17 protein-coding genes and 1 pseudogene are annotated in these 18,082 nt (G+C 65.1%); 13 read left to right on the forward strand and 5 right to left on the reverse strand.

Going from position 1 to position 18,082, the window contains the following annotated elements:
- Positions 1 to 21: 21 nt before the first annotated feature.
- Positions 22 to 1,647, reverse strand: a complete 1,626-nt coding sequence (locus tag QNJ30_20160) for a fused MFS/spermidine synthase (GenBank protein ID MDJ0945788.1) — start codon at positions 1,645 to 1,647, stop codon at positions 22 to 24.
- 108 nt (positions 1,648 to 1,755) lie between these two features.
- Between QNJ30_20160 and QNJ30_20165 the strand changes: the two genes are divergently transcribed.
- The 3 genes from QNJ30_20165 to QNJ30_20175 all read left to right on the forward strand — a co-directional run bounded on the left by QNJ30_20165 (position 1,756) and on the right by QNJ30_20175 (position 4,458).
- Complete coding sequence (locus QNJ30_20165) at positions 1,756 to 2,355, forward strand: thioredoxin family protein (protein MDJ0945789.1); 600 nt, start codon at positions 1,756 to 1,758, stop codon at positions 2,353 to 2,355.
- Between the two features lie 164 nt (positions 2,356 to 2,519).
- On the forward strand, positions 2,520 to 3,815 hold the full coding sequence (gene soxC, locus QNJ30_20170) for a sulfite dehydrogenase (protein ID MDJ0945790.1): 1,296 nt from the start codon (positions 2,520 to 2,522) through the stop codon (positions 3,813 to 3,815).
- Complete coding sequence (locus tag QNJ30_20175) at positions 3,799 to 4,458, forward strand: cytochrome c (protein ID MDJ0945791.1); 660 nt, start codon at positions 3,799 to 3,801, stop codon at positions 4,456 to 4,458. The genes soxC and QNJ30_20175 overlap by 17 nt, the downstream gene beginning before the upstream one ends.
- Before the next feature lie 57 nt (positions 4,459 to 4,515).
- Here the strand turns inward: QNJ30_20175 and QNJ30_20180 are convergent, their stop codons facing one another.
- The gene (locus QNJ30_20180) at positions 4,516 to 4,878 is read right to left on the reverse strand and encodes a metalloregulator ArsR/SmtB family transcription factor (GenBank protein MDJ0945792.1); all 363 of its coding nucleotides are present in this window, start codon (positions 4,876 to 4,878) and stop codon (positions 4,516 to 4,518) included.
- Between the two features lie 392 nt (positions 4,879 to 5,270).
- Between QNJ30_20180 and QNJ30_20185 the strand changes: the two genes are divergently transcribed.
- Positions 5,271 to 6,362 carry a YeeE/YedE family protein gene (locus tag QNJ30_20185; GenBank protein MDJ0945793.1) on the forward strand — a complete coding sequence of 364 codons (1,092 nt, stop codon included), beginning with the start codon at positions 5,271 to 5,273 and terminating at the stop codon, positions 6,360 to 6,362.
- Positions 6,363 to 6,512: 150 nt separating this feature from the next.
- Positions 6,513 to 6,953 (forward strand): DsrE family protein, encoded by a 441-nt coding sequence (locus QNJ30_20190; protein MDJ0945794.1) that lies wholly within the window; start codon positions 6,513 to 6,515, stop codon positions 6,951 to 6,953.
- Between the two features lie 793 nt (positions 6,954 to 7,746).
- On the opposite strand, the pseudogene QNJ30_20195 reads toward QNJ30_20190, so the two are convergent.
- Together QNJ30_20195 and QNJ30_20200 are read right to left on the reverse strand one after the other, a co-directional pair.
- A pseudogene (locus QNJ30_20195) lies at positions 7,747 to 8,322 on the reverse strand (LysE family translocator).
- Between the two features lie 213 nt (positions 8,323 to 8,535).
- Positions 8,536 to 8,844, reverse strand: a complete 309-nt coding sequence (locus tag QNJ30_20200) for a hypothetical protein (protein MDJ0945795.1) — start codon at positions 8,842 to 8,844, stop codon at positions 8,536 to 8,538.
- 537 nt (positions 8,845 to 9,381) lie between these two features.
- On the opposite strand from QNJ30_20200, the gene QNJ30_20205 reads away from it, so the two are divergent.
- The 3 genes from QNJ30_20205 (at position 9,382) to QNJ30_20215 (ending at position 11,138) form a co-directional block, all read left to right on the forward strand.
- Entirely contained in the window at positions 9,382 to 9,957 is a 576-nt protein-coding gene (locus QNJ30_20205) for a sigma-70 family RNA polymerase sigma factor (GenBank protein ID MDJ0945796.1), read from the forward strand.
- Positions 9,957 to 10,622: a ChrR family anti-sigma-E factor gene (locus QNJ30_20210; protein MDJ0945797.1), complete on the forward strand. Its 666-nt coding sequence runs from the start codon at positions 9,957 to 9,959 to the stop codon at positions 10,620 to 10,622. Before QNJ30_20205 ends, QNJ30_20210 begins: the two co-directional genes overlap by 1 nt.
- Before the next feature lie 93 nt (positions 10,623 to 10,715).
- Positions 10,716 to 11,138: a hypothetical protein gene (locus QNJ30_20215; GenBank protein ID MDJ0945798.1), complete on the forward strand. Its 423-nt coding sequence runs from the start codon at positions 10,716 to 10,718 to the stop codon at positions 11,136 to 11,138.
- 210 nt (positions 11,139 to 11,348) lie between these two features.
- Here the strand turns inward: QNJ30_20215 and QNJ30_20220 are convergent, their stop codons facing one another.
- The gene (locus QNJ30_20220; protein ID MDJ0945799.1) at positions 11,349 to 12,734 is read right to left on the reverse strand and encodes an alpha/beta fold hydrolase; all 1,386 of its coding nucleotides are present in this window, start codon (positions 12,732 to 12,734) and stop codon (positions 11,349 to 11,351) included.
- 480 nt (positions 12,735 to 13,214) lie between these two features.
- Here QNJ30_20220 and QNJ30_20225 point away from each other — a divergent pair, with 480 nt between their 5' ends.
- The 5 genes from QNJ30_20225 to QNJ30_20245 all read left to right on the forward strand — a co-directional run bounded on the left by QNJ30_20225 (position 13,215) and on the right by QNJ30_20245 (position 17,759).
- Positions 13,215 to 13,490 (forward strand): hypothetical protein, encoded by a 276-nt coding sequence (locus QNJ30_20225; protein ID MDJ0945800.1) that lies wholly within the window; start codon positions 13,215 to 13,217, stop codon positions 13,488 to 13,490.
- 75 nt (positions 13,491 to 13,565) lie between these two features.
- Positions 13,566 to 13,889 (forward strand): hypothetical protein, encoded by a 324-nt coding sequence (locus QNJ30_20230; GenBank protein ID MDJ0945801.1) that lies wholly within the window; start codon positions 13,566 to 13,568, stop codon positions 13,887 to 13,889.
- Between the two features lie 228 nt (positions 13,890 to 14,117).
- Positions 14,118 to 15,353: a putative DNA modification/repair radical SAM protein gene (locus QNJ30_20235; protein ID MDJ0945802.1), complete on the forward strand. Its 1,236-nt coding sequence runs from the start codon at positions 14,118 to 14,120 to the stop codon at positions 15,351 to 15,353.
- Positions 15,350 to 16,813: a UdgX family uracil-DNA binding protein gene (locus tag QNJ30_20240; protein MDJ0945803.1), complete on the forward strand. Its 1,464-nt coding sequence runs from the start codon at positions 15,350 to 15,352 to the stop codon at positions 16,811 to 16,813. The genes QNJ30_20235 and QNJ30_20240 overlap by 4 nt, the downstream gene beginning before the upstream one ends.
- Before the next feature lie 160 nt (positions 16,814 to 16,973).
- Positions 16,974 to 17,759 (forward strand): DNA-formamidopyrimidine glycosylase family protein, encoded by a 786-nt coding sequence (locus QNJ30_20245; protein ID MDJ0945804.1) that lies wholly within the window; start codon positions 16,974 to 16,976, stop codon positions 17,757 to 17,759.
- Positions 17,760 to 18,082: the final 323 nt, after the last annotated feature.

Consider the following 18,082-nt stretch of genomic DNA (forward strand, 5'->3'; position numbering starts at 1 on the left):
GGGCACCTCCCGGAAAGGGGCTCAGGGATCCTCGGCCAGGACCGGCAGCATCAGGCGGTCGACCGGGGCGAAGTCGTCGGTCAGAAGCGGCACCCCCGCCGCCGCGATTCGGCGCTGGAGGTCTTCCGCGGGCCAGCGCCGCCAGCGCGGTCCCTCCGGGCCCACAGCGGCCAAGCGATCCCGGCCGCTGCCGAGCCGGCCGGCGACGACCAAGTAGGTGACCCGGCCGCCGCCGAGCTGGTCCTCGTCAACCCAAACCTCGACCTGCTCGAAGACCTCGGCCAAGGTCCGGACGCTGGCCAGCAGGAAGAGCGGGCGCCGTGCGCCGTCGACCACGTTGAGGGCGTAGAAGCCGTCCGGCTTCAGGCGGGATTCGAGCAACCGGGCAAACTCCAGGGTGGTCAGGTGCTGCGGCACCGAGATGTCGTGAAAGGCGTCGCCGACGATGACGTCGAAGGCCGTTGCCTCCGGCATCGCGGCGAGCGCCCTGCGCGCGTCCCGGTGGGTGACCTCGACGTTGCCGCGCACGCGGTCCCACAGAGCGCTGCGGGCAACCGCGGTCACTGCCGGGTCGATCTCGGAAACCAGAAGCCTGGCCTCGGGATAGCGCGCCGACCAGGCCCGCGGCAGGGAGTTGGCGCCGCCGCCGATGAAAAAGGCCGTGAAGTCCTCGGGCGGTCCGAGCCGCAGGGTCAGGAGCCGGTCGGTCAGCGCCAGGTAGGAGGAGTGCAGCCGCAGCGGATCCTCGCGGTCGTTGATGCCGTGGCCGAGGTGATCGAGGACCATGGCCGCCGCCGGGCGGCCGATCTCGGCGGTCAGGTCGACGACCCGGATGCAGTAGTAGTCGCTCTCGACCAGGCAGGGGCTGGTGAAGGCTTGGGTTCGAGCGCCGCCCCCGAGCGCGGCGGCCAGTGCCAGACCCAGGGCCGCGGCCGCACCCCAGGCCCGGCGCCCGGCCGGGCGCGCGGCGCAGCCGAAGCCCAGCGCCATAGTCAGATAGGCGGCCGCGACGGCGAGCACCGAGCCGACCGAGCCGATCCAGGAGATCAGCACGTAGCCCGCCGCCAGGGTCCCGGCGATGCTGCCGATGGCACCGACGGCGAACATCTGGCCGATGGCCTGCCCCGGCGCCCGCGGCAGTGCGTCAACCGCCAGCTTGGTCAGGATCGGCGACAACGTGCCGACAAAGAGGCTGGGCAGCAGGAAGAGTGCCGAGGTCAGCAGGACGATCGCGGTGATGGGGTGCAGCCCCGCGGAGAGCACCAGGGGCGAGACCAGCCGGATCAGCGGCAGGCAGGCGGCCGTCGTGACCGCCGCCAGGCCCAGCAGCCAGGCGAGCTGCCAGCGCGCCTCGCGGTCGTCGCGGGTCGCCAGGCGGCCGCCGACCCAATGCCCGATCGAGAAGCCGGCCAGCACCACGGCGATGACCGCGGTCCAGGTGTAGAGCGACATGCCGACGTAGGGCGCGATCATGCGCCCGGCAACGATCTCCAGGATCAGGCCGCCCGCCGAGCTGACGAAGAGCACGCCGGCGTAGAGCAGCCGCCGGCCGCCGGCGCCGACCTCCGCCCGAGGCCCTTGCAGGGCCATGGGCGCCCCGGCCTCGATCGGCTCTTCGCCGCCCTCCAGCTTCACTTCGCCTGCCATCTCTGCCCCATGCGGCCCAGAAACCGCGTGCAATTACATATTCACACTATAGAATGTGTTCGCCCGAAAGGACAGCTTGCAGGCCAGATTTCGATGCGGAGGGGTGCCATGATGCTGACGCGGCGACGGCTGGTGCAGACGACCTTGGGTACGGCGGCTGGCGCCGCCCTGCTGCGGCCCTGGCAGCGGGCCCTAGGCGAGACCGAGGAGCCGCGCCTCAACGACGACGGGCTCTACGAGCAGCCCTTCTTCGTGCAATCCTTCCTCGACTTGGCCGAGGACCTCGAGACCGCGGCGGACGCCGGCAAGCGATTTGCGGTGATGTGGGAGCTGAAGGGCTGCCCCTACTGCAAGGAAACCCACCTGGTCAACTTCGCCGACCCGGAGATCCGCAGCTTCGTCAGCGGCAACTTCGACATCCTTCAGCTCAACCTGGTCGGCGCGCGCGAGGTCGTCGACTTCGATGGCGAGGCGCTGGAGGAACGTGCGTTAGCTCGCAAGTGGGGCATCCGTTTTACCCCGACCACGATGTTCTTCCCGAATGACCCGGAGGCGGTTGCCGGCCGCCCAGGCCAGACGGCCGAGGTCGCGCGCATGCCCGGGTACTTCCGGCCGCTGCACTTCCTCGCGATGTACCGCTTCGTCCAGGAAAGGGCCTACGAGACGACCAGCTTCAACGCCTATCTGCAGCGGGCATCCGGCGGCTGAAGGGCACGGCAAGACGCCGGGCCCGAGGGGCCCTCGGGCGCCATCTCCCCTGTCCAAACATATTCGATTATGATAAAATATCTGGAATGAATGAGTTGGGCTGTCCGGCGCTTGCGGGCGGCCGATGACAGACCCCCGATGGAGAGTCCCAAGGAGCCTGTTGCATGACTGACCGAAAGCCGAAAGCGTCCAGGCTTCCGGCCTCGCCCGAGCGGCGACGTTTCCTGCTGGCCGGCGCCGCCGGTGGCGGTCTCGCCTCGGCCGGCGCCTTGGTCGGCGCGGCCGCGGCCGCCAGCAACCCCGAGAATCTGCCGCCTAACGTCGCCGACTGGTCGCGCTACCTGGGCAGCGGTGTCGACGCCCAGCCCTATGGCGTGCCTTCGGAGCACGAGGCGCACGTGATCCGGCGCAACGTCCCCTGGCTCACCGCGACCCCGGAATCCTCGGTCAACTTCACGCCCTTGCACGAGTTGGACGGCTTCGTCACCCCCAACGGCCTCTGCTTCGAGCGGCATCACGGCGGCGTCGCCGAGATCGACCCGGCGGACCACCGATTGATGATCCACGGCCTGGTCGAGAAGCCGCTGATCTTCACGATGGCGGACATCAAACGCTTCCCCCAGGAGAACCGCTTCCACTTCCTGGAGTGCGCCGCGAACGGCGGCATGGAGTGGCGCGGCGCGCAGCTCAATGGGGTGCAGTACACCCACGGCATGGTCCACTGCGTGCAGTACACCGGGGTCCCGCTGAAGCTGCTGCTGCAGGAAGCCGGCCTTAGGACCAGCGGCACCTGGATCCTGGCCGAGGGCGCGGATTCGGCAGGGATGTCGCGCTCGATCCCGATCGAGAAAGCGCTGGACGATTGCCTGGTCGCCTATTCCATGAACGGCGAGCGCCTGCGCCCTGAACAGGGCTATCCCCTGCGCTTGGTCGTCCCCGGCTGGGAAGGCAACATGTGGGTCAAGTGGCTGCGCCGGATCGAGGTCGGCGACGCCGCATGGTACCACCGCGAGGAGACCTCGAAGTACACCGATCTGCTGCCGGACGGACGGGCCTACAAGTTCACCTGGACCATGGAGGCCAAGTCGGTGATCACCTCGCCTTGCCCCGAGATGCCGATGACCGACACCGGGGCCCACGTCATCAAGGGCCTGGCCTGGTCGGGCAACGGCCGGATCAAGCGGGTCGACGTCTCCCTGGACGGCGGCAAGAACTGGCGGACGGCCAGGCTGCACGGCCCGGTGCTGCCGAAGTGCCTGACCCGCTTCACACTGGACTGGGTCTGGGACGGCAAGCCAGCCCTGCTGCAGAGCCGCTGCATCGACGAGACCGGCTACGTGCAGCCCGAGATCGCCGCCCTGCAGAAGGTCCGCGGCGTGAACTCCATCTACCACAACCACGCGATCCAGACGTGGCTGGTGAACGAAAGCGGCGAGGTCGAAAATGTGCGCTTGGGCTAGACGGCTTGGCGGCTTCGCCGCCCTCGGACTCGGCGTGGCGCTCGCCGCTTCGGTCGCCTGGGCCGAGCCCGGCGGCTTCGGGCTCGGCCGCGTGGCCACGCCGGAAGAGATCGCCGGCTGGGACGTCGACGTCCGCCCCGACGGCACCGGGCTGCCGCCTGGCTCGGGCTCGGTCGAGCAGGGCGAGGCGATCTACCTGGAGCGCTGCGCCGCCTGCCATGGCGAGTTCGGCGAAGGGGCCGGCCGCTACCCGGTCCTGATGGGCGGCTTCGAAAGCCTTCAAGAGGACCGGCCCGAGAAGACCATCGGCAGCTACTGGCCCTATGCCAGCACGATCTGGGACTACGTCCAGCGCGCCATGCCCTTCGGCGAGGCCCGCTCGCTGAGCGCCGACGAGACCTACGCGGTGACCGCCTTCCTGCTCTACCTCAACGAGGTCGTCGAGGACGACTTCGTGCTCAACCGGGAGAACTTCACCGAGGTGCGACTGCCCAACGAGGACGGCTTCTTCCTGCGCAACGGTTCCGACCTGCCCAGTGGCGAGGAGCCTTGCATGAAGGACTGCAAGGCCGCGGTTGAGGTCATCGGCCGAGCGCGCACGCTCGACGTGACGCCTGAGGACGAGCAGCAGGCGATCGAATAGGCTCAAGCGCCTCGGTCGACTCGGATCGGACCTGAGGTTTCGGGGAAAATTCCGGGTTCAGTCCGCGGCGGCCGCCACAAGCTGCTTGGCGCGGCTGCGGGGTTTGTTGCCTGCGCAGTAGATCCGGTAGAGCACGCCGATCACCTCCTCCACGTCGCGGCTCGCTAGGCTATAGTAGATCGCCTTACCTTCGCGTCGGGTAGTGACCAGGTTTTCCTCGCGCAGCACCGCAAGCTGTTGAGAAAGGGTCGGCTGGCGGATTCCGAGGCTGGCCTCCAGATCGCTGACGCTGCGCTCACCTTGCGAGAGCAGGCAGAGGATTGTCAAACGGTTCCGATTGGCCAGGGCCTTGAGGAAATCAGCGGCCCGCTCGGCGTTGTCCGCCAGCGCTTCCATATCCTTCTCCTTGAGATCAGCCATGATCGCCTTTCGCCTTAAAGCACCTTCACCCCTGGGCCGTCACCTGCCGGCCAATTCTCGCCGGCCACCGGGAATTCAGACTGCATTTCATTTCATTGCGGCAGAATTATAGCCCGGATCGGGAGGGCGCGTCAGCCATCGTCGGGCTTCCCAGACGAACCGCCGAACCGCTGGACGGCGCGTCTGACCCTAGACTCGGTCACCGGCGCCCGCAACTTCCAGCGGAGCGGAGAGGCGATTGGCCAAGCCCTCGACGCGGCGCCTGAGGTCTGCTTCGATGTAAGTGGTTGGCAGCCGTCAAGGAAGCAAATCGTGTCCCGAACCGAACTCCGGGGGCCTGTGTGGCCAAGCCCCGCTCGTTGTGGCTTCAAGGTCCGATGGCGGAACCGGTAATGCCGGAGCTCCCCATCCCCCTGCTGATGGCCGGCCTCGGTTTCGCGATCGGGGCCGCCTTCGGGGCGACCGCGCGCTTGGCCGAGTTCTGCACCCTGGGGGCGATCGCCGATGCCTTTCTGGCGGCCGACCGGCGGCGCCTGCGCAGCTGGCTGCTGGCGATCGTGGTTGCCGCCATGGCCAGCCAGGCGATGGATTCGGCGGGCTGGATCGACCTCCGGGACTCGATCTATCTGACCAGCGACCTGCCCTGGCTCGGCGCTGTCCTTGGCGGCCTCTGCTTCGGCTTTGGTATGGCGCTGGTTGGGACCTGCGGCTATGGCGCCCTGATCCGGCTGGGCGGCGGCGATCTGCGCTACCTAGTGGTGGCCGTGGTCCTGGGTGTTGCCGCCTACATGACGCTGGGCGGGATTCTCGGGGTCTTCCGGGTCGGTGTGATTGAGGCCACCAACCTCGAGCTGGCTGCTGACAGCCAGGGCCTGGTCGACCTGCTCGTCGCGGCCACGGGGCTCTCCACGGGCGGCCTGCGCTGGCCGGTTGTCGGCGTGGTCGCTGCCGGCCTCCTGCTCTACTGCTTTGCCGATCCGGGCTTCCGGCAATCCCGGCCGGCGGTCATCGGCGGCGCCCTGATGGGCCTGCTGGTCGCCGCCGGCTGGTTCGCCACCGGCGTTCTCGGCGCTGACGACTTCGACCCGGCGCCATTGCGCTCGCTTACCTTCGTCACGCCGATCGGCGACGCGTTGCTCTACCTCATGACCTTCACCGGCTCGACCATCGATTTCGGCATCGGCTCGGTGGCCGGCGTGATCGTCGGCGCCTTTCTCGCCAATCGGGCCAAGGGGACGCTCCGGCTGGAAGGCTTCGACGGCAGGCGGGAGCTACTGCGCCACCTCTGTGGAGCCACATTGATGGGCTTCGGCGGGGTCACTGCGCTGGGCTGTACCGTCGGCCAGGGGATCACCGCCATGTCGACCCTCGCGCTGTCCGGCCCTCTGGCGCTGGCCGCGATCTTCTTGGGCGCCTATCTCGGCCTCCGCTTCCTAGAGACTGGGCGGCTCTGGCGCCGGATCTCGGCCTTATCCGCTCGCTAACGGCGTCGGCATACCCCAAAAAAGCAGCGGGAGCCTTGGAGCCGAAAGTCATCGCGCCCTCAATAATGGGGACGCAAGGGAACGGTGTTTGCTCGCGACATTTGGAGGGTTCTAAGCTTGTTCCAGCGGAAAACCAACGGGAGGCCCGTCATGAAGATCAGAACTCTAATTCCGGCGGTTGGCCTGGTGCTTGCTGTTGCACTCAGCGCCGGCCTGGTTGCCGTCGCCGGCACGCAAGAAAAGATGAAGGTCGCTTATCATCTATCGGAAGAAGGCAAGGTTGGCTTCGTCCTCAACAACATTCGCAACCATCTCAAGGGTGTGGGAGGCCCCGCGAACGTGGACATCGTCCTCGTCGTGCACGGCCCGGCGCTCAAGGCCTTCCACGACATTCAGGCCGAATCAACCGTCCTGGAGCGAATGCAATCTCTGCTGAAGGAAGGGGTCTCTTTCAACGCCTGCGGCAATACGATGCGCGCGCAGGGCGTTGAAACCAAAGATTTGCTGCCCGGCTTCGTCCGCGTCGACCAAGGTGGCGTCGTTCGCCTCGCCGAGCTGCAGTCGGAAGGTTATGTTTACCTTCGGCCGTGAAAAACACCGGTCATATTGGTACCGCCGTTAGCTCCGAGTCGCGAACCTCCTCGTCGCTGGTTTAGGCCATTTCGAGACCGGCAACTCAAATGGATCCTTGTCAATTCTGCCCGCTTTTCCCAGTTGGTTGTTGGGAAGTTACGGCAGCTAAGAGGCCTGTCTCAAAATGCGATAGTCGTCTGCTGTTGCCTATCTTTCCCCGTCACGGCCTGCCTGCCAAACGACCTGTTGACCCTTCATAGCCGACATTCGCAACCTTGATCGCGAACGGCTCTTTAGGGTCGATGCTAGCCATTCGGTGTGGCTGGGATGCGCCGTGCTGGCATTCTCACCGTGGCCCAAACAGGGCCGCACCACTAGATAGACGCGACACGACCGTTCAGCAGGTAAAGTTGGTTACGGGGGCAGGATTTGAACCTGCGACCTTCAGGTTATGAGCCTAATGGGCTGGCTCCTACCTGGAGTTACTAGGGATTAGAATTGCGGGCTCTGCCGGGCGGCCGACTAACGCTCCTATCACTGAGTCGTCTAGCAAACAAGAACCGCAAACCAAATTGCAAACGAACTCTGCGTCACCACACAGATTCGGAAAAGACTCGACGAATCAATAGAAGCCCGTATCCCTTGGAATCAATACACTCCAGCACTTGTCAGTACAGAGCATCATACCAATTAGCAAACTCGAAAACCGTTGTACGCTTGCACGTACCGTGGGTTCGAATCCCACGCCCTCCGCCATATTTCAATAGCTTAATCGGCCCCAGCGTCTGAAGTCGACGAGTAAGGGGCGGTCTTATCGCGAAGCGATGGCCCCGGCCGCGCCCGCCACCGCACCGGCGGCAGCCCGGTTGATCCATTTCTGTGCAGACCGTGCAGATACGAGCTTTTTGGCACGCTCCGCGGCCGCCGCATAGCCGATCAAGACCAGTCCCCAGACTGCGATGATCACCCCGCTCAGTTGCAAAGCCGCGCTCCAAGACAAAGCCGCCACGTCGAGGACGGCCGGCAACAGTGCAACGTAGAAGCCGATGGCCTTCGGATTGCCGAGCGGAAGAAGCGTACCAAGCCCCACCAGTCTCCACCGCTCCCCTTCAGGTGCGCTCGGAGGAATCTCGAAAGGCTCGGACACCCACAGTCTGTACGCAAGGTAGAGCGGTTAGGCGACACCGAGCCACTTGATGACGGCAAACATCGGTCCCAGGGTCGCCGCCAAGGCTGCAAGGCCGGCGACGGCCAGGGCGAAGAGAAGGAGGTCGCCAAACACAAGTCCCACGAAAAACGGCAGCGTTCGGCGCAGCCCGGTTGCAGCGCCTTTCGCCATCACCGCGGCGGTCGCCGGCCCCGGCAAAATTGAGTCGGCGGCGAACACCAGTGCAAAGGCGAGGAGGTACTCAACCTCCAAGGCGGTCCTCCTCTGCCGAGGCGCTTGCGGTGCACGACGTCCGAAGTTCACGCTGACGGCGCAGACGGTCAGGTCGAGCCGAAGTCAAAGGACTGCCGTTTGGACCACCTGGGCCGTGAGCCGTGACCGGACGCATTTCTATGCCAAAGCGGCCGCCCGGTTGGACGGGGCGCCGTGCCGTCAGGGCGCACCCCAGATGTCGTCGTAGAGAACCGTGTTATCGCGCGGGTTCCGCATGGCGTCGCGGTGGCTGGCGGCCTGCGCCCGGGCTCGCCGAAAGATGTCGGCGGTGAAGAAAACGCCCACGAGGAGGACTGTGTGACCGATCACACTCGATCCAAAGGCCATCGCCGACCCGACCCAGATCGTGAACACGGTGGACCACATGTAAGAGAGGATGAGCATGTACTGAAAGCGGACCATTTTCGGCAGTCCGCTCAGCGGGTTCTGCTTGGGATCCATCACTAATCTAAAAAACTGGCGCAGCATCTCTTCATATCCTTTCGCGATTTCCATTGCCTACGTGAAATCTGACGGTCAGGATCACGGCAGCCCAGAGCCGAGCCTCGCGGCTGGGGCTCGGGTCAGAATATAGGAATTTTATCCTTGAGCCCTGCGGTTGTTCGCTTGGGTGTTGAACCGCGGCTCTCAGGACGCAGCGGGGGCCGTCTTCGCTGCGCGAAACGACAGTCGCCGGGGCCGGAAGGCCGATATCCGCTCGATGTCGGCCCCGGCACGAGAAGCGGCGGTCGCGGAGTGCGGATGACGTCGGCCGCCGCTCTGATCCAAGGTCGCCCCCGCACAAGCCAGTGATTCACTGTCATGAAAAGCCGGGGACGGTGTGTCCGCTGCACCCGTCGAGTTGCCGCGCCGCCTCTGCGCGAGGCCGGGAGTGACGTGTGATCCGGGCCCAATTCGATCGCGTATTGTGGTCGAATTAACGCGGGCCCAGTACCGCGCAGGTGCCTAACGCAGCATCCGAGGCTACTTGTTGGCGTTGCTGGGCTGCCATGACATGCCGAAACAATGGTCGAAGTCATCACAGCGCCGGAAACGACCCCTGACGAAATGGGCGACCTGCTCGTCGCGGTGGCGGAACGGAAGGACCGGGCGGCATTCGTGCGTTTGTTCGAATATTTCGCGCCGCGGGTGAAGAGCTACTTGACGCGTCTGGGGGCGGGCGACAGTCAGTCGGAAGACCTGGTGCAGGAGGTGATGCTGACGGTCTGGCGGAAAGCATGGCAGTACGATCCCAAGAAGGCGCGGGCCACCACCTGGATCTTCACGATTGCGCGGAACAAGCGCATCGACGCGATCCGTCGGGAACGACGCCCCGAATTGGATCCGAACGATCCGGCCTTGGTGCCTGATCCGGAGGTCATCCCGGACGAAGCTGCCTCCGCCGGTGAATGGAGAGCTTTGATCCGGCAAGCGATCGCGCAGGTGCCGGCTGAACAGGCGACGATCTTGAGGCTCCATTTCTTCGAGGAGAAGACGCAAGACGCCATCGCCAAGGAATTGGGTCTGCCATTGGGCACCGTGAAATCGCGGATACGCCTCGCGATGAGGAAACTCCGCCGCAACCTGGAAGAACTGAGGTAATGCCGCACCATCACCCATCCGAAGAGATGCTGCTGCGCTACGCGGCAGGGAGCGCGAGTGAGCCTTTGGGGTTGCTCGTCGCGACGCACATGGCGCTATGCCCGGATTGCCGGCGCGTCCACGCAGCTTACGAGAGCCTCGGAGGCGATGAACTGGAAGGTCAGCGGCCTTCCGCCCTCAGGAGCGATAGCCTGGCGCGCGTTCTCGAGAAGCTTGACGCGCCTGCGGCAACAGCCTTCGATGTCTCGGGCCAACTTGCCGTCGCGACGAGGCGCCACGTCGACATCAGGCTGCCGCAGCCGCTGCGCGACTACATCGCCGGCCCCCTCGAGGGCCTCGATTGGCGAAAAAGGGGCGGCATCGCCGAAGCCAGCGTGTTCGGGGACGGCCCTGACCTTCGGGTCCGGCTGATGCGCATAGAGCCGGGGACGGCGGTTCCCCGGCATGGGCACGGGGGAATGGAATACACTCTGGTGCTGACGGGCGGGTTCAGCGACGCATCCGGCCATTACACGCGCGGCGACGTCGCCATCGCGGATCCCACGACACAGCACCGGCCTGTGGCCGACCCGGTCGAGGACTGCATCTGCCTGACCGTGACCGAAGGCAGCGTCCGCTTCACCAGCCCGATCACCCGGCTGCTGAGCCCCATTCTCCGCCCCTGAAGCCCCTTAGGAACCACGTGGCATTGATGGGCTGCGAAGTTGTGACGGCGCTGCGAGGGCGGCATCAATGACAGTTTCGGATCGGCCACCGTCATGAAGTTTGTCTGCGACGCTCCGGACAAGAAGACCTGGTTCCGCTTCGAAACCGAGGCCGAGGCCGAGCAGGAGTCGACGCTGATGGGTCACGCGGTCGCGAAGCATTTCCGGCGCGAAAGGGAGAAGGCAGTCGCCCGTTACGAACCTGACTCGGCGACATTCATAGAGCAGAATATCGGATTGGAGGCACACGTTCAGCGCGAGATGCCGCTCTTTCTGACGCTGAGGGATTCGCAGGGCGGTGGTTTGGCAACGGCGATGCTTCCGCCATGCGGTCGTGATGATCCTGCATTCAGGATCATTGTCGTCGGCGTGGAAAATGCCGACCCCTACCCGGCGCATGACTCCGCGATCGAAGCGCTCGGCACACACTACGGGCTCAGCCTTGATCGGTCGCGGTGTTATCCATATCGGAACTAGCGAGTTCTTTGGACTGCGATTCGGCAGTCAGCCTCTCATGCGGGGCGCAAAACCGAAGCGCATTCAGGCATGCGTAGCGCGGCGACGTCTTCATCGCCAGCGAGCGATCTCGCGGCGAGCCCTGTGCCGATTCACGCTTGATTGAAGACGCGCTCTGCGGGGCAGCCGGCTCGGCGGGTTCTATCTGGGCGCCATCAAGATCTCGGCCGTTCAGGCTGTGATGAGCGGAAAGCTCACGCCGAGCGCCCAAGCCAGAATCAGACCGAGCGCAAGTCCGGTGGCCATCGGGTTGCCGGTTCTCTGGCCTACGAAGGCGCCCATCAGCCCGAAGACGAGGAAAAACAGAACAATGACGGGCAGGATGAGCAAAAGGAAAAACAACCTTTCGAAATCCAACGCCACGGCAAGGCCGAGAGAGGCGAGGAAGGCGAGCCGGGCAAAGATCCGGCGCCAGAGGCGCGCGCGCCCCGCCTCTGTCAGCAGGCCGTCCGCCAACATGAAAGGCACCGCGCCAAGCGTCATCGCGAGAATGATTGGGATCCGCCCCGCATGCGGCACGAAGCTCGCCGCGTAGCGGTCGAGCGCCAGGCCGAATACGCCGAGACCGAAGACCAAAAGCGCGACACTCGGAAGGAGGGCGGGACGCCCGAAACCGATGCCGCGACGATGGAGGACGGCAAGCGCGATCACACCGTAAAGCATCAGATGCAGCGCCAGGTAATCCGCAACAAGAACGGGTAGAACTCGCATTTCGAGCGGAGAGAGAACGATCGGTGTGAGGACCGCAGGCAGCAGGACTGCCATCAGAAACGCCGCGCGGCTTGGCGTCTCCGGTCGGTCGGGACCTTGAGGCAGCAAGCCGGAGAGCGGCCAGGCGAGAAGGACGATGCCGACCAGGAGCAGCGCGATCCAGGCGCCCGTCGCGGCGACGGGGCCGGCGCTTTCGCGGCCGAGAGCGTCATCGATCCATCTCCGGGCTTCCCGAAGGGAGGTTGGGCTATAGAGCACGCCCACGTGCTCGACACTGGGCGCGACGGCTGCGCGACGCAGCGTGCCGGTCGTCGGGCTTTCCGCGGTCTCGCCTTCCTCCGCGTCCGGACTTACGAGGCGAAGCGTATCGAGCGCGACCGCGCGAAGGCGCCTTTCCCAGGCGCCGGTGACGATGAGAAGCCGGTCGGGCGTATCGGCCGTCACAGCCTCCGAATACATCGACACCGCGACGACGGCGGCGACGCGCTGGTCCGCGATTGCCTGACGTATGACGATGTCGGATGCCATCGAGTGGCCGACGAGCGCTACGGGGCCCGTCACGCCCTCGAGCGCCAGAGTGGCGTCGATCACCGAGGCCGTCTCTGCGACGAGCCGCTGCGTCGTGCCTTCGATTCGCGTCACGTCCCCGGACATGGGAACCGGATTCCTGCCGTGACCCTGGAAGTCGAAACTGACGGCCGTGTAGCCGGCGCGCGCGAAGGTCAGGGCGAAGGCCTCCATGAGCTGCCGCGAGCCGGCGAAGCCATGGGCAATGACAACGGCGGGTCCGGGGGCATTCTGATTTCGGTAAACAGTTGCCGGCGTATCGCCAACGCGAAGCGGCATAATGGAAAGGCCAGAGCGAGCGGCTTCCAGTTGCCAGACGCAGAGAGCGATGAGCGAAGCCGCTAGAACCCCGATGAGCTTTCTGACACGTGGGATCTCAACCCCCTGCTGTGGTTATGGCACCGATTGCCAAGGCCTACGGCCCTCAGGTCTGACCGGATGACCGCCGACGTCGCCTCTTCGTGGAGAGCCACCGGACTGTGGCGCATCTAGTCGGTGTTGTGGTTGAGGGCAAAACCAATATCCGCTCAGCCACGTAGAGAGGGCCGTAAGAGACAGAACAAATGCGTTCTACGGAAGGTCTAACCGGAAAGCACGCAAGTTCGCGGACCTGGCATCTCAATTCTGCAGCCGCAGAAGCCTTGGTGATCCCCCGACCCATGACGGCCCTCCGCTGCGCAGGACAGACGCCGACACAACCGCGACGACCGCTGTCGCGAGGACAAATGGAGAAGCAACATGAATCGTCTCGGAGCCTTCTTGGTCGCGCTGGTGGCGGGCACAGCGGCAGCGAGCGGGGTCGCCTCGGCCGACAAGCCAGCAACGCCTCTTGCCATCGCCGAGCACATCTTCACGAAGGCCGACGTCGACGCGGACGGAGCCATGACCCCCGATGAATACGCCGGAGGTGGTCTCGGCAACTACGGTGCATCCTTTGAGGACTTCGACCTCGACAAGGATGGTCGCGTGACCCTTGCGGAGTATCGCAAGGTCTTTGCCCGCTTTCACGGCGGGCCTCGACAAGACGACGTCTAACGGCCGCCAAGCGCGCCATTGTGCGGCTGGGCTTGGCCAGTCCTGTCCCTCGCTGAGCAGCAGGTCCGTCTTGGCATGAAGGCATCATCAAATCTGCGCACGGTGCTGCTGACCGCGTTCTTGCAGGGCGGCGCCATCGTGACCATCCTGATCTGGACCGCATTGTCGTTCGTGCCCCTCGTCGCGCTCGTTTATGGCAGCCTGACGGTCTCGGAGATAATCCTGAATGTCATCTTTGCCTGCACCGGCGTGCTGGGCGTGGGATCGCTCTATGCCCTGTGGCTCTTGCTTGCGTCGCCCGAGGCCCGGGTGAGGCTCGCTCCGGACAGCCGCAATGTGCTTCATTGGCTGGGCGTCTTCGCTGCTGGGTGGATCCTGCTCTTCACGCTCCTTGGCTGACGTCGGGACGAGGTGGCGGTCGCCCCATCTCCATCATTCGCTAGGTCGTCAGCCATGCGCGCGCGTGGCAGCGGCGACGTAATCGATGATCAGCTTCACGCCGGCACTCGCTCGTAGCAAAGCGGACCATCCGATCCCGGCTGGGACGTGCCCCGGACCGGTTCTCACCCTCGTGACCGCAGGTCGCGGGGCATTGCCTAGGCGCCGTTTGGAACATATAGTGAACAAATGGCGCGGCTCGATTTGAAGCAGAAGCTCGCGATTCTCAGCGACGCGGCAAAGTACGATGCCTCCTGCGCGTCGTCAGGTGGCGCCAAGCGCGACAGTCGCGACGGCAAGGGGCTTGGGTCGAACGAAGGCTCGGGCATCTGTCATGCCTACGCGCCGGACGGACGCTGCATCTCTCTGCTCAAGATCCTGATGACGAACTTCTGCATCTACGACTGCGCCTACTGCGTGAACCGCGTTTCGTCCAACGTGCCGCGGGCGCGCTTCTCCATAGACGAAGTCGTGCGGCTGACCATCGAGTTCTATCGGCGCAACTACATCGAGGGGCTGTTTCTGTCCTCCGGCATCATAAGGTCCCCCGATGCGACCATGTCCGATATGGTTCGCATCGCCAAACGCCTGCGGGAAGACGAGGGCTTTCGCGGATACATTCACCTCAAGACGATCCCCGACGCCGGCCCGGAGCTGATCGAGGAGGCGGGCCTCCATGCCGATCGCCTCTCGATCAACGTCGAGCTGCCGACCGACCGGAGCGTCAACTCCTACGCGCCCGAGAAGAACCCCGAGACGATCCGGGCGACGATGGCCGACGTGCGGCTGCGCAGGGAAATGGCCAAGGACCGCTCCCACAGGGGTCGACGCGGGAAGCGCTTCGCGCCTGCAGGCCAGTCTACCCAGGTGATCATCGGTGCGGATGGGTCCAGCGATGCGACCATTCTGGGCACCTCCACCCGGCTCTATGCGAGCTACAGGCTCAGGCGAGTCTACTACTCCGCCTTTTCTCCCATTCCGGACGCGTCGGAGAAGCTGCCGCTCATCAGGCCGCCGCTGCTGAGGGAGCACCGGCTTTATCAGGCCGACTGGCTGCTGCGGTTCTACGGCTTCGACCTCAGCGAAATCACCGCCGCCACGGTGGACGGCAACCTCGATCTCGACATCGACCCGAAGCTCGCTTGGGCGCTCGCTCACCGCGGCCGATTTCCGATCGACGTGAACGTCGCGGAGCGGGAGATGCTTCTGCGCATCCCCGGCTTTGGGGTGAAAACCGTGAATCGGATTCTCTCGACCCGCCGACATCGCAGGGTGAGCTACCGGGATTTGAGGAACATGGGCGCAAGCCTGAAGAAAGCGAAGCCTTTCATAGCGACGTCGGACTGGACGCCCGGCGCGCTGATCGACAGCGAGAACTTGCGCGCGCGCTTCGCGCCACCGCCGGAGCAACTGGGCCTGTTGTGACGCTTTCCATTCGACTGCCGGCAATCGGTACGGCCGAAGCCTGGCGCAAGGCCGCGCGCGCCTGCCTGGCGCAGGGCATCCGGCCCGAGAACATTCTTTGGAGCTACGGCGAAGCGGCGCCTGATCTTTTTGCCCAGGAGACCCTCGCTCCTTCCGGCAGAGCCAGGTTCAAGGTTTCGAAATCCTTCATTGATCTCGCCGACAGCGTCGTCTGGCACAGCGACCCGGAACGCTTCGCCCGTCTCTACGCCCTGCTTTGGGAGGTGAAGGACCGCTCGGTCGTCATGGCCGACCGGGGCCATCCGGGCCTGTCGCAGCTTCGCGTGATGGAAAGGTCGGTCCGCCGCTGCCAGCACAAAATGAAGGCCTTCGTCCGGTTCCGGGAAATCGGCGCGGCGGATGCCCTGCGCCGCAGCTTTGCGGCCTGGTTCGAGCCCTCGCATCACACGGTCGAGCCGACAGCGCCCTTCTTCGCGCGGCGCTTTGCCGACATGGACTGGTGCATCGTCACGCCCGACCGGACCGCAGTCTTCGAGGATGGCGAACTGAGGTTTGATTCAGGTCGACAGAGGCCGCCGCTGCCCGAGGACGCGGCCGAAGAACTCTGGTCGACCTATTTTCGGAACATCTTCAACCCGTCGCGGCTGAAGGTGAAGGCGATGCAAAGCGAGATGCCGAAGAAATACTGGGGCAATCTGCCCGAAGCCCGGCTGATTCCCGAACTGATCGCGCTGGCAGAAGCGCGTGCGGTGGCGATGCGGACGGCCGCGCCGACACTGCCGCCACGGCGCGCCGTCAGGATCAAGGCGCGGCCCTCGCCCGGCGATCCCGCAATCGAGCCGGCGGACAGCTGGGACGCCTTGCGGCACTCGGCACAGTCCTGCACCCGCTGTCCACTCTACCGCCAGGCCACACAGGTCGTCATGGGGGAGGGACCGGCCGATGCGGATCTGATGTTCGTCGGCGAACAGCCGGGGGACTACGAAGATCTTGCTGGCCGGCCCTTCGTCGGTCCAGCCGGACGGCTCTTCGACGAAGCCTGCCAGGCCGCCGGCATCGAACGCGAGAGCGTGTTCGTCACGAATGCGGTGAAGCACTTCAAGTTCACGCCGCGCGGCAAGAAGCGGATACATCAGCGGCCGAGCGCGGGCGAGATCTCTCATTGCAGATGGTGGCTGGACCTGGAGCGGAAACTCGTCCGGCCCCGTCTCATCGTCGCCTTGGGCGCGACGGCGGCCGAGGCACTGACCGGGCGCGGTCAGGAAATCCTCAAGCGCCGCGGCCGGATCGAGCGGGCCGACGACGGCACGCCGGTCCTCCTCACCATCCATCCGTCTTACCTGCTTCGACTGCCCGACCGCGAATCGAAAGCTGTGGCAACGGAAAGCTTCCGACGCGATCTCTTGGCCGCAGCCGCCTATCTCCGAAGGCCATTCGCGGGGTCTGTGGCGAGCGCTTGATCGGTGCACGCCTTGGCTCCATCTCCAAGCAGGCCCCAGAGAAAAGACCTCAAGCGAACCCGCGCATCTTCGGAGGCACCTTGATGCCGCGTATCCTTCTGCAGATCGTTGAAACTTGAAACCGTCTCGCCGTCGGGTTCGTCGGTAAAGGTGACGTGCCGTGCCTGAGGGTCACACCATCCACCGCGCCGCGCGGGAGCAATGCCGTCTGCTCGGCGGCCAGGTTCTCGCCGTCTCTTCGCCTCAGGGCCGCTTCACGGAAGGGGCCGCACGCCTCGACGGACGGCGCTGTCTCATCGTCGAGGCCTACGGCAAGCATCTGATCTATCGCTTTGAGGGGCAGGAAGCGCTCCACCTCCACCTTGGCCTTTTCGGTCGGATCCGGAAACGCAAGCTTCCCTTGACCGAGCCGCGCGGCGCCGTCCGGGTGCGGCTCGTAGGGACGACCCATGTGGTCGATGTCAACGGACCGAACATATGCGAGGTTCTGGACGAACAGGCTGTGGCATCACGCCTGCAACGCCTCGGACCCGACGTCTTGCGGCCGGATGCCGATCCGGAACGTGCCTTCCGTCGGATCTCCAGAAGCCGCGCATCGATTGGCCGCCTGATCCTGGATCAGTCGGTCATGGCCGGCATCGGCAACATCTACCGCACCGAGATCCTCTGGCGGCAGGCCATTCACCCCGAGACGCCCGGGCGGGCAATCGATCGCATCGCCTTCGAGCGGATCTGGAGGGACGCGGTCGAGCTGCTCGAGATCGGCGTCAGGCGAAACTCGATTGTAACGGTTGCCAACCCGCCATCCGGGCGTGGCCGGTTCCGCGAGCGCGTGAACATCTTCGGCAAACAGACCTGTCCGAAATGCAAGGGACCGATACGGCGTTTCGAGCTCGACGCGCGCCGTGCCTACGTCTGCGAGGCCTGTCAGCCTGTGCAGACCTGACGATCATGATGACGTTCGTGACTTGCCGGCCGTGCGATCGGGCGGTTCCGCCGCTGGACGAAGGCCAGCGTGCCGGCCCGGTCAGCTCTCGTCAGCATCACGTCCAGGCTCGAGGGCTCCCTGCCGCTTTCGTCGGCATCCGCCTTGACCTCGACTCGGTCTCAGCTTGCCGCGCAGACGAAGCGACGCCGCGTTGAGCCTGTCGATGTCCTCCTGGCCGGTAAGCAGGGCGAGGCCCAGGTCCACCGCCTCGTGCAGGGTCTCTAACGGCGTGTTCCGCCACGCAGGAGGCGGGACGACCTCGCGCCAAGGACGACCGACGG

This window comes from Kiloniellales bacterium (genome assembly GCA_030066685.1).
In the GTDB taxonomy this organism is placed as follows: Bacteria; Pseudomonadota; Alphaproteobacteria; order Kiloniellales; family JAKSBE01; genus JAKSBE01.

Excerpts from the sequence above, each read along its gene's own strand:
- QNJ30_20160 (MDJ0945788.1), bottom strand. The coding sequence starts at position 1,647 with ATGGCAGGCGAAGTGAAGCTGGAGGGCGGCGAAGAGCCGATCGAGGCC.
- QNJ30_20165 (MDJ0945789.1), top strand. The coding sequence starts at position 1,756 with ATGATGCTGACGCGGCGACGGCTGGTGCAGACGACCTTGGGTACGGCG.
- soxC (MDJ0945790.1), top strand. The coding sequence starts at position 2,520 with ATGACTGACCGAAAGCCGAAAGCGTCCAGGCTTCCGGCCTCGCCCGAG.
- QNJ30_20175 (MDJ0945791.1), top strand. The coding sequence starts at position 3,799 with ATGTGCGCTTGGGCTAGACGGCTTGGCGGCTTCGCCGCCCTCGGACTC.
- QNJ30_20180 (MDJ0945792.1), bottom strand. The coding sequence starts at position 4,878 with ATGGCTGATCTCAAGGAGAAGGATATGGAAGCGCTGGCGGACAACGCC.
- QNJ30_20185 (MDJ0945793.1), top strand. The coding sequence starts at position 5,271 with ATGCCGGAGCTCCCCATCCCCCTGCTGATGGCCGGCCTCGGTTTCGCG.
- QNJ30_20190 (MDJ0945794.1), top strand. The coding sequence starts at position 6,513 with ATGAAGATCAGAACTCTAATTCCGGCGGTTGGCCTGGTGCTTGCTGTT.
- QNJ30_20200 (MDJ0945795.1), bottom strand. The coding sequence starts at position 8,844 with ATGCTGCGCCAGTTTTTTAGATTAGTGATGGATCCCAAGCAGAACCCG.
- QNJ30_20205 (MDJ0945796.1), top strand. The coding sequence starts at position 9,382 with ATGGTCGAAGTCATCACAGCGCCGGAAACGACCCCTGACGAAATGGGC.
- QNJ30_20210 (MDJ0945797.1), top strand. The coding sequence starts at position 9,957 with ATGCCGCACCATCACCCATCCGAAGAGATGCTGCTGCGCTACGCGGCA.
- QNJ30_20215 (MDJ0945798.1), top strand. The coding sequence starts at position 10,716 with ATGAAGTTTGTCTGCGACGCTCCGGACAAGAAGACCTGGTTCCGCTTC.
- QNJ30_20220 (MDJ0945799.1), bottom strand. The coding sequence starts at position 12,734 with ATGCCGCTTCGCGTTGGCGATACGCCGGCAACTGTTTACCGAAATCAG.
- QNJ30_20230 (MDJ0945801.1), top strand. The coding sequence starts at position 13,566 with ATGAAGGCATCATCAAATCTGCGCACGGTGCTGCTGACCGCGTTCTTG.
- QNJ30_20235 (MDJ0945802.1), top strand. The coding sequence starts at position 14,118 with ATGGCGCGGCTCGATTTGAAGCAGAAGCTCGCGATTCTCAGCGACGCG.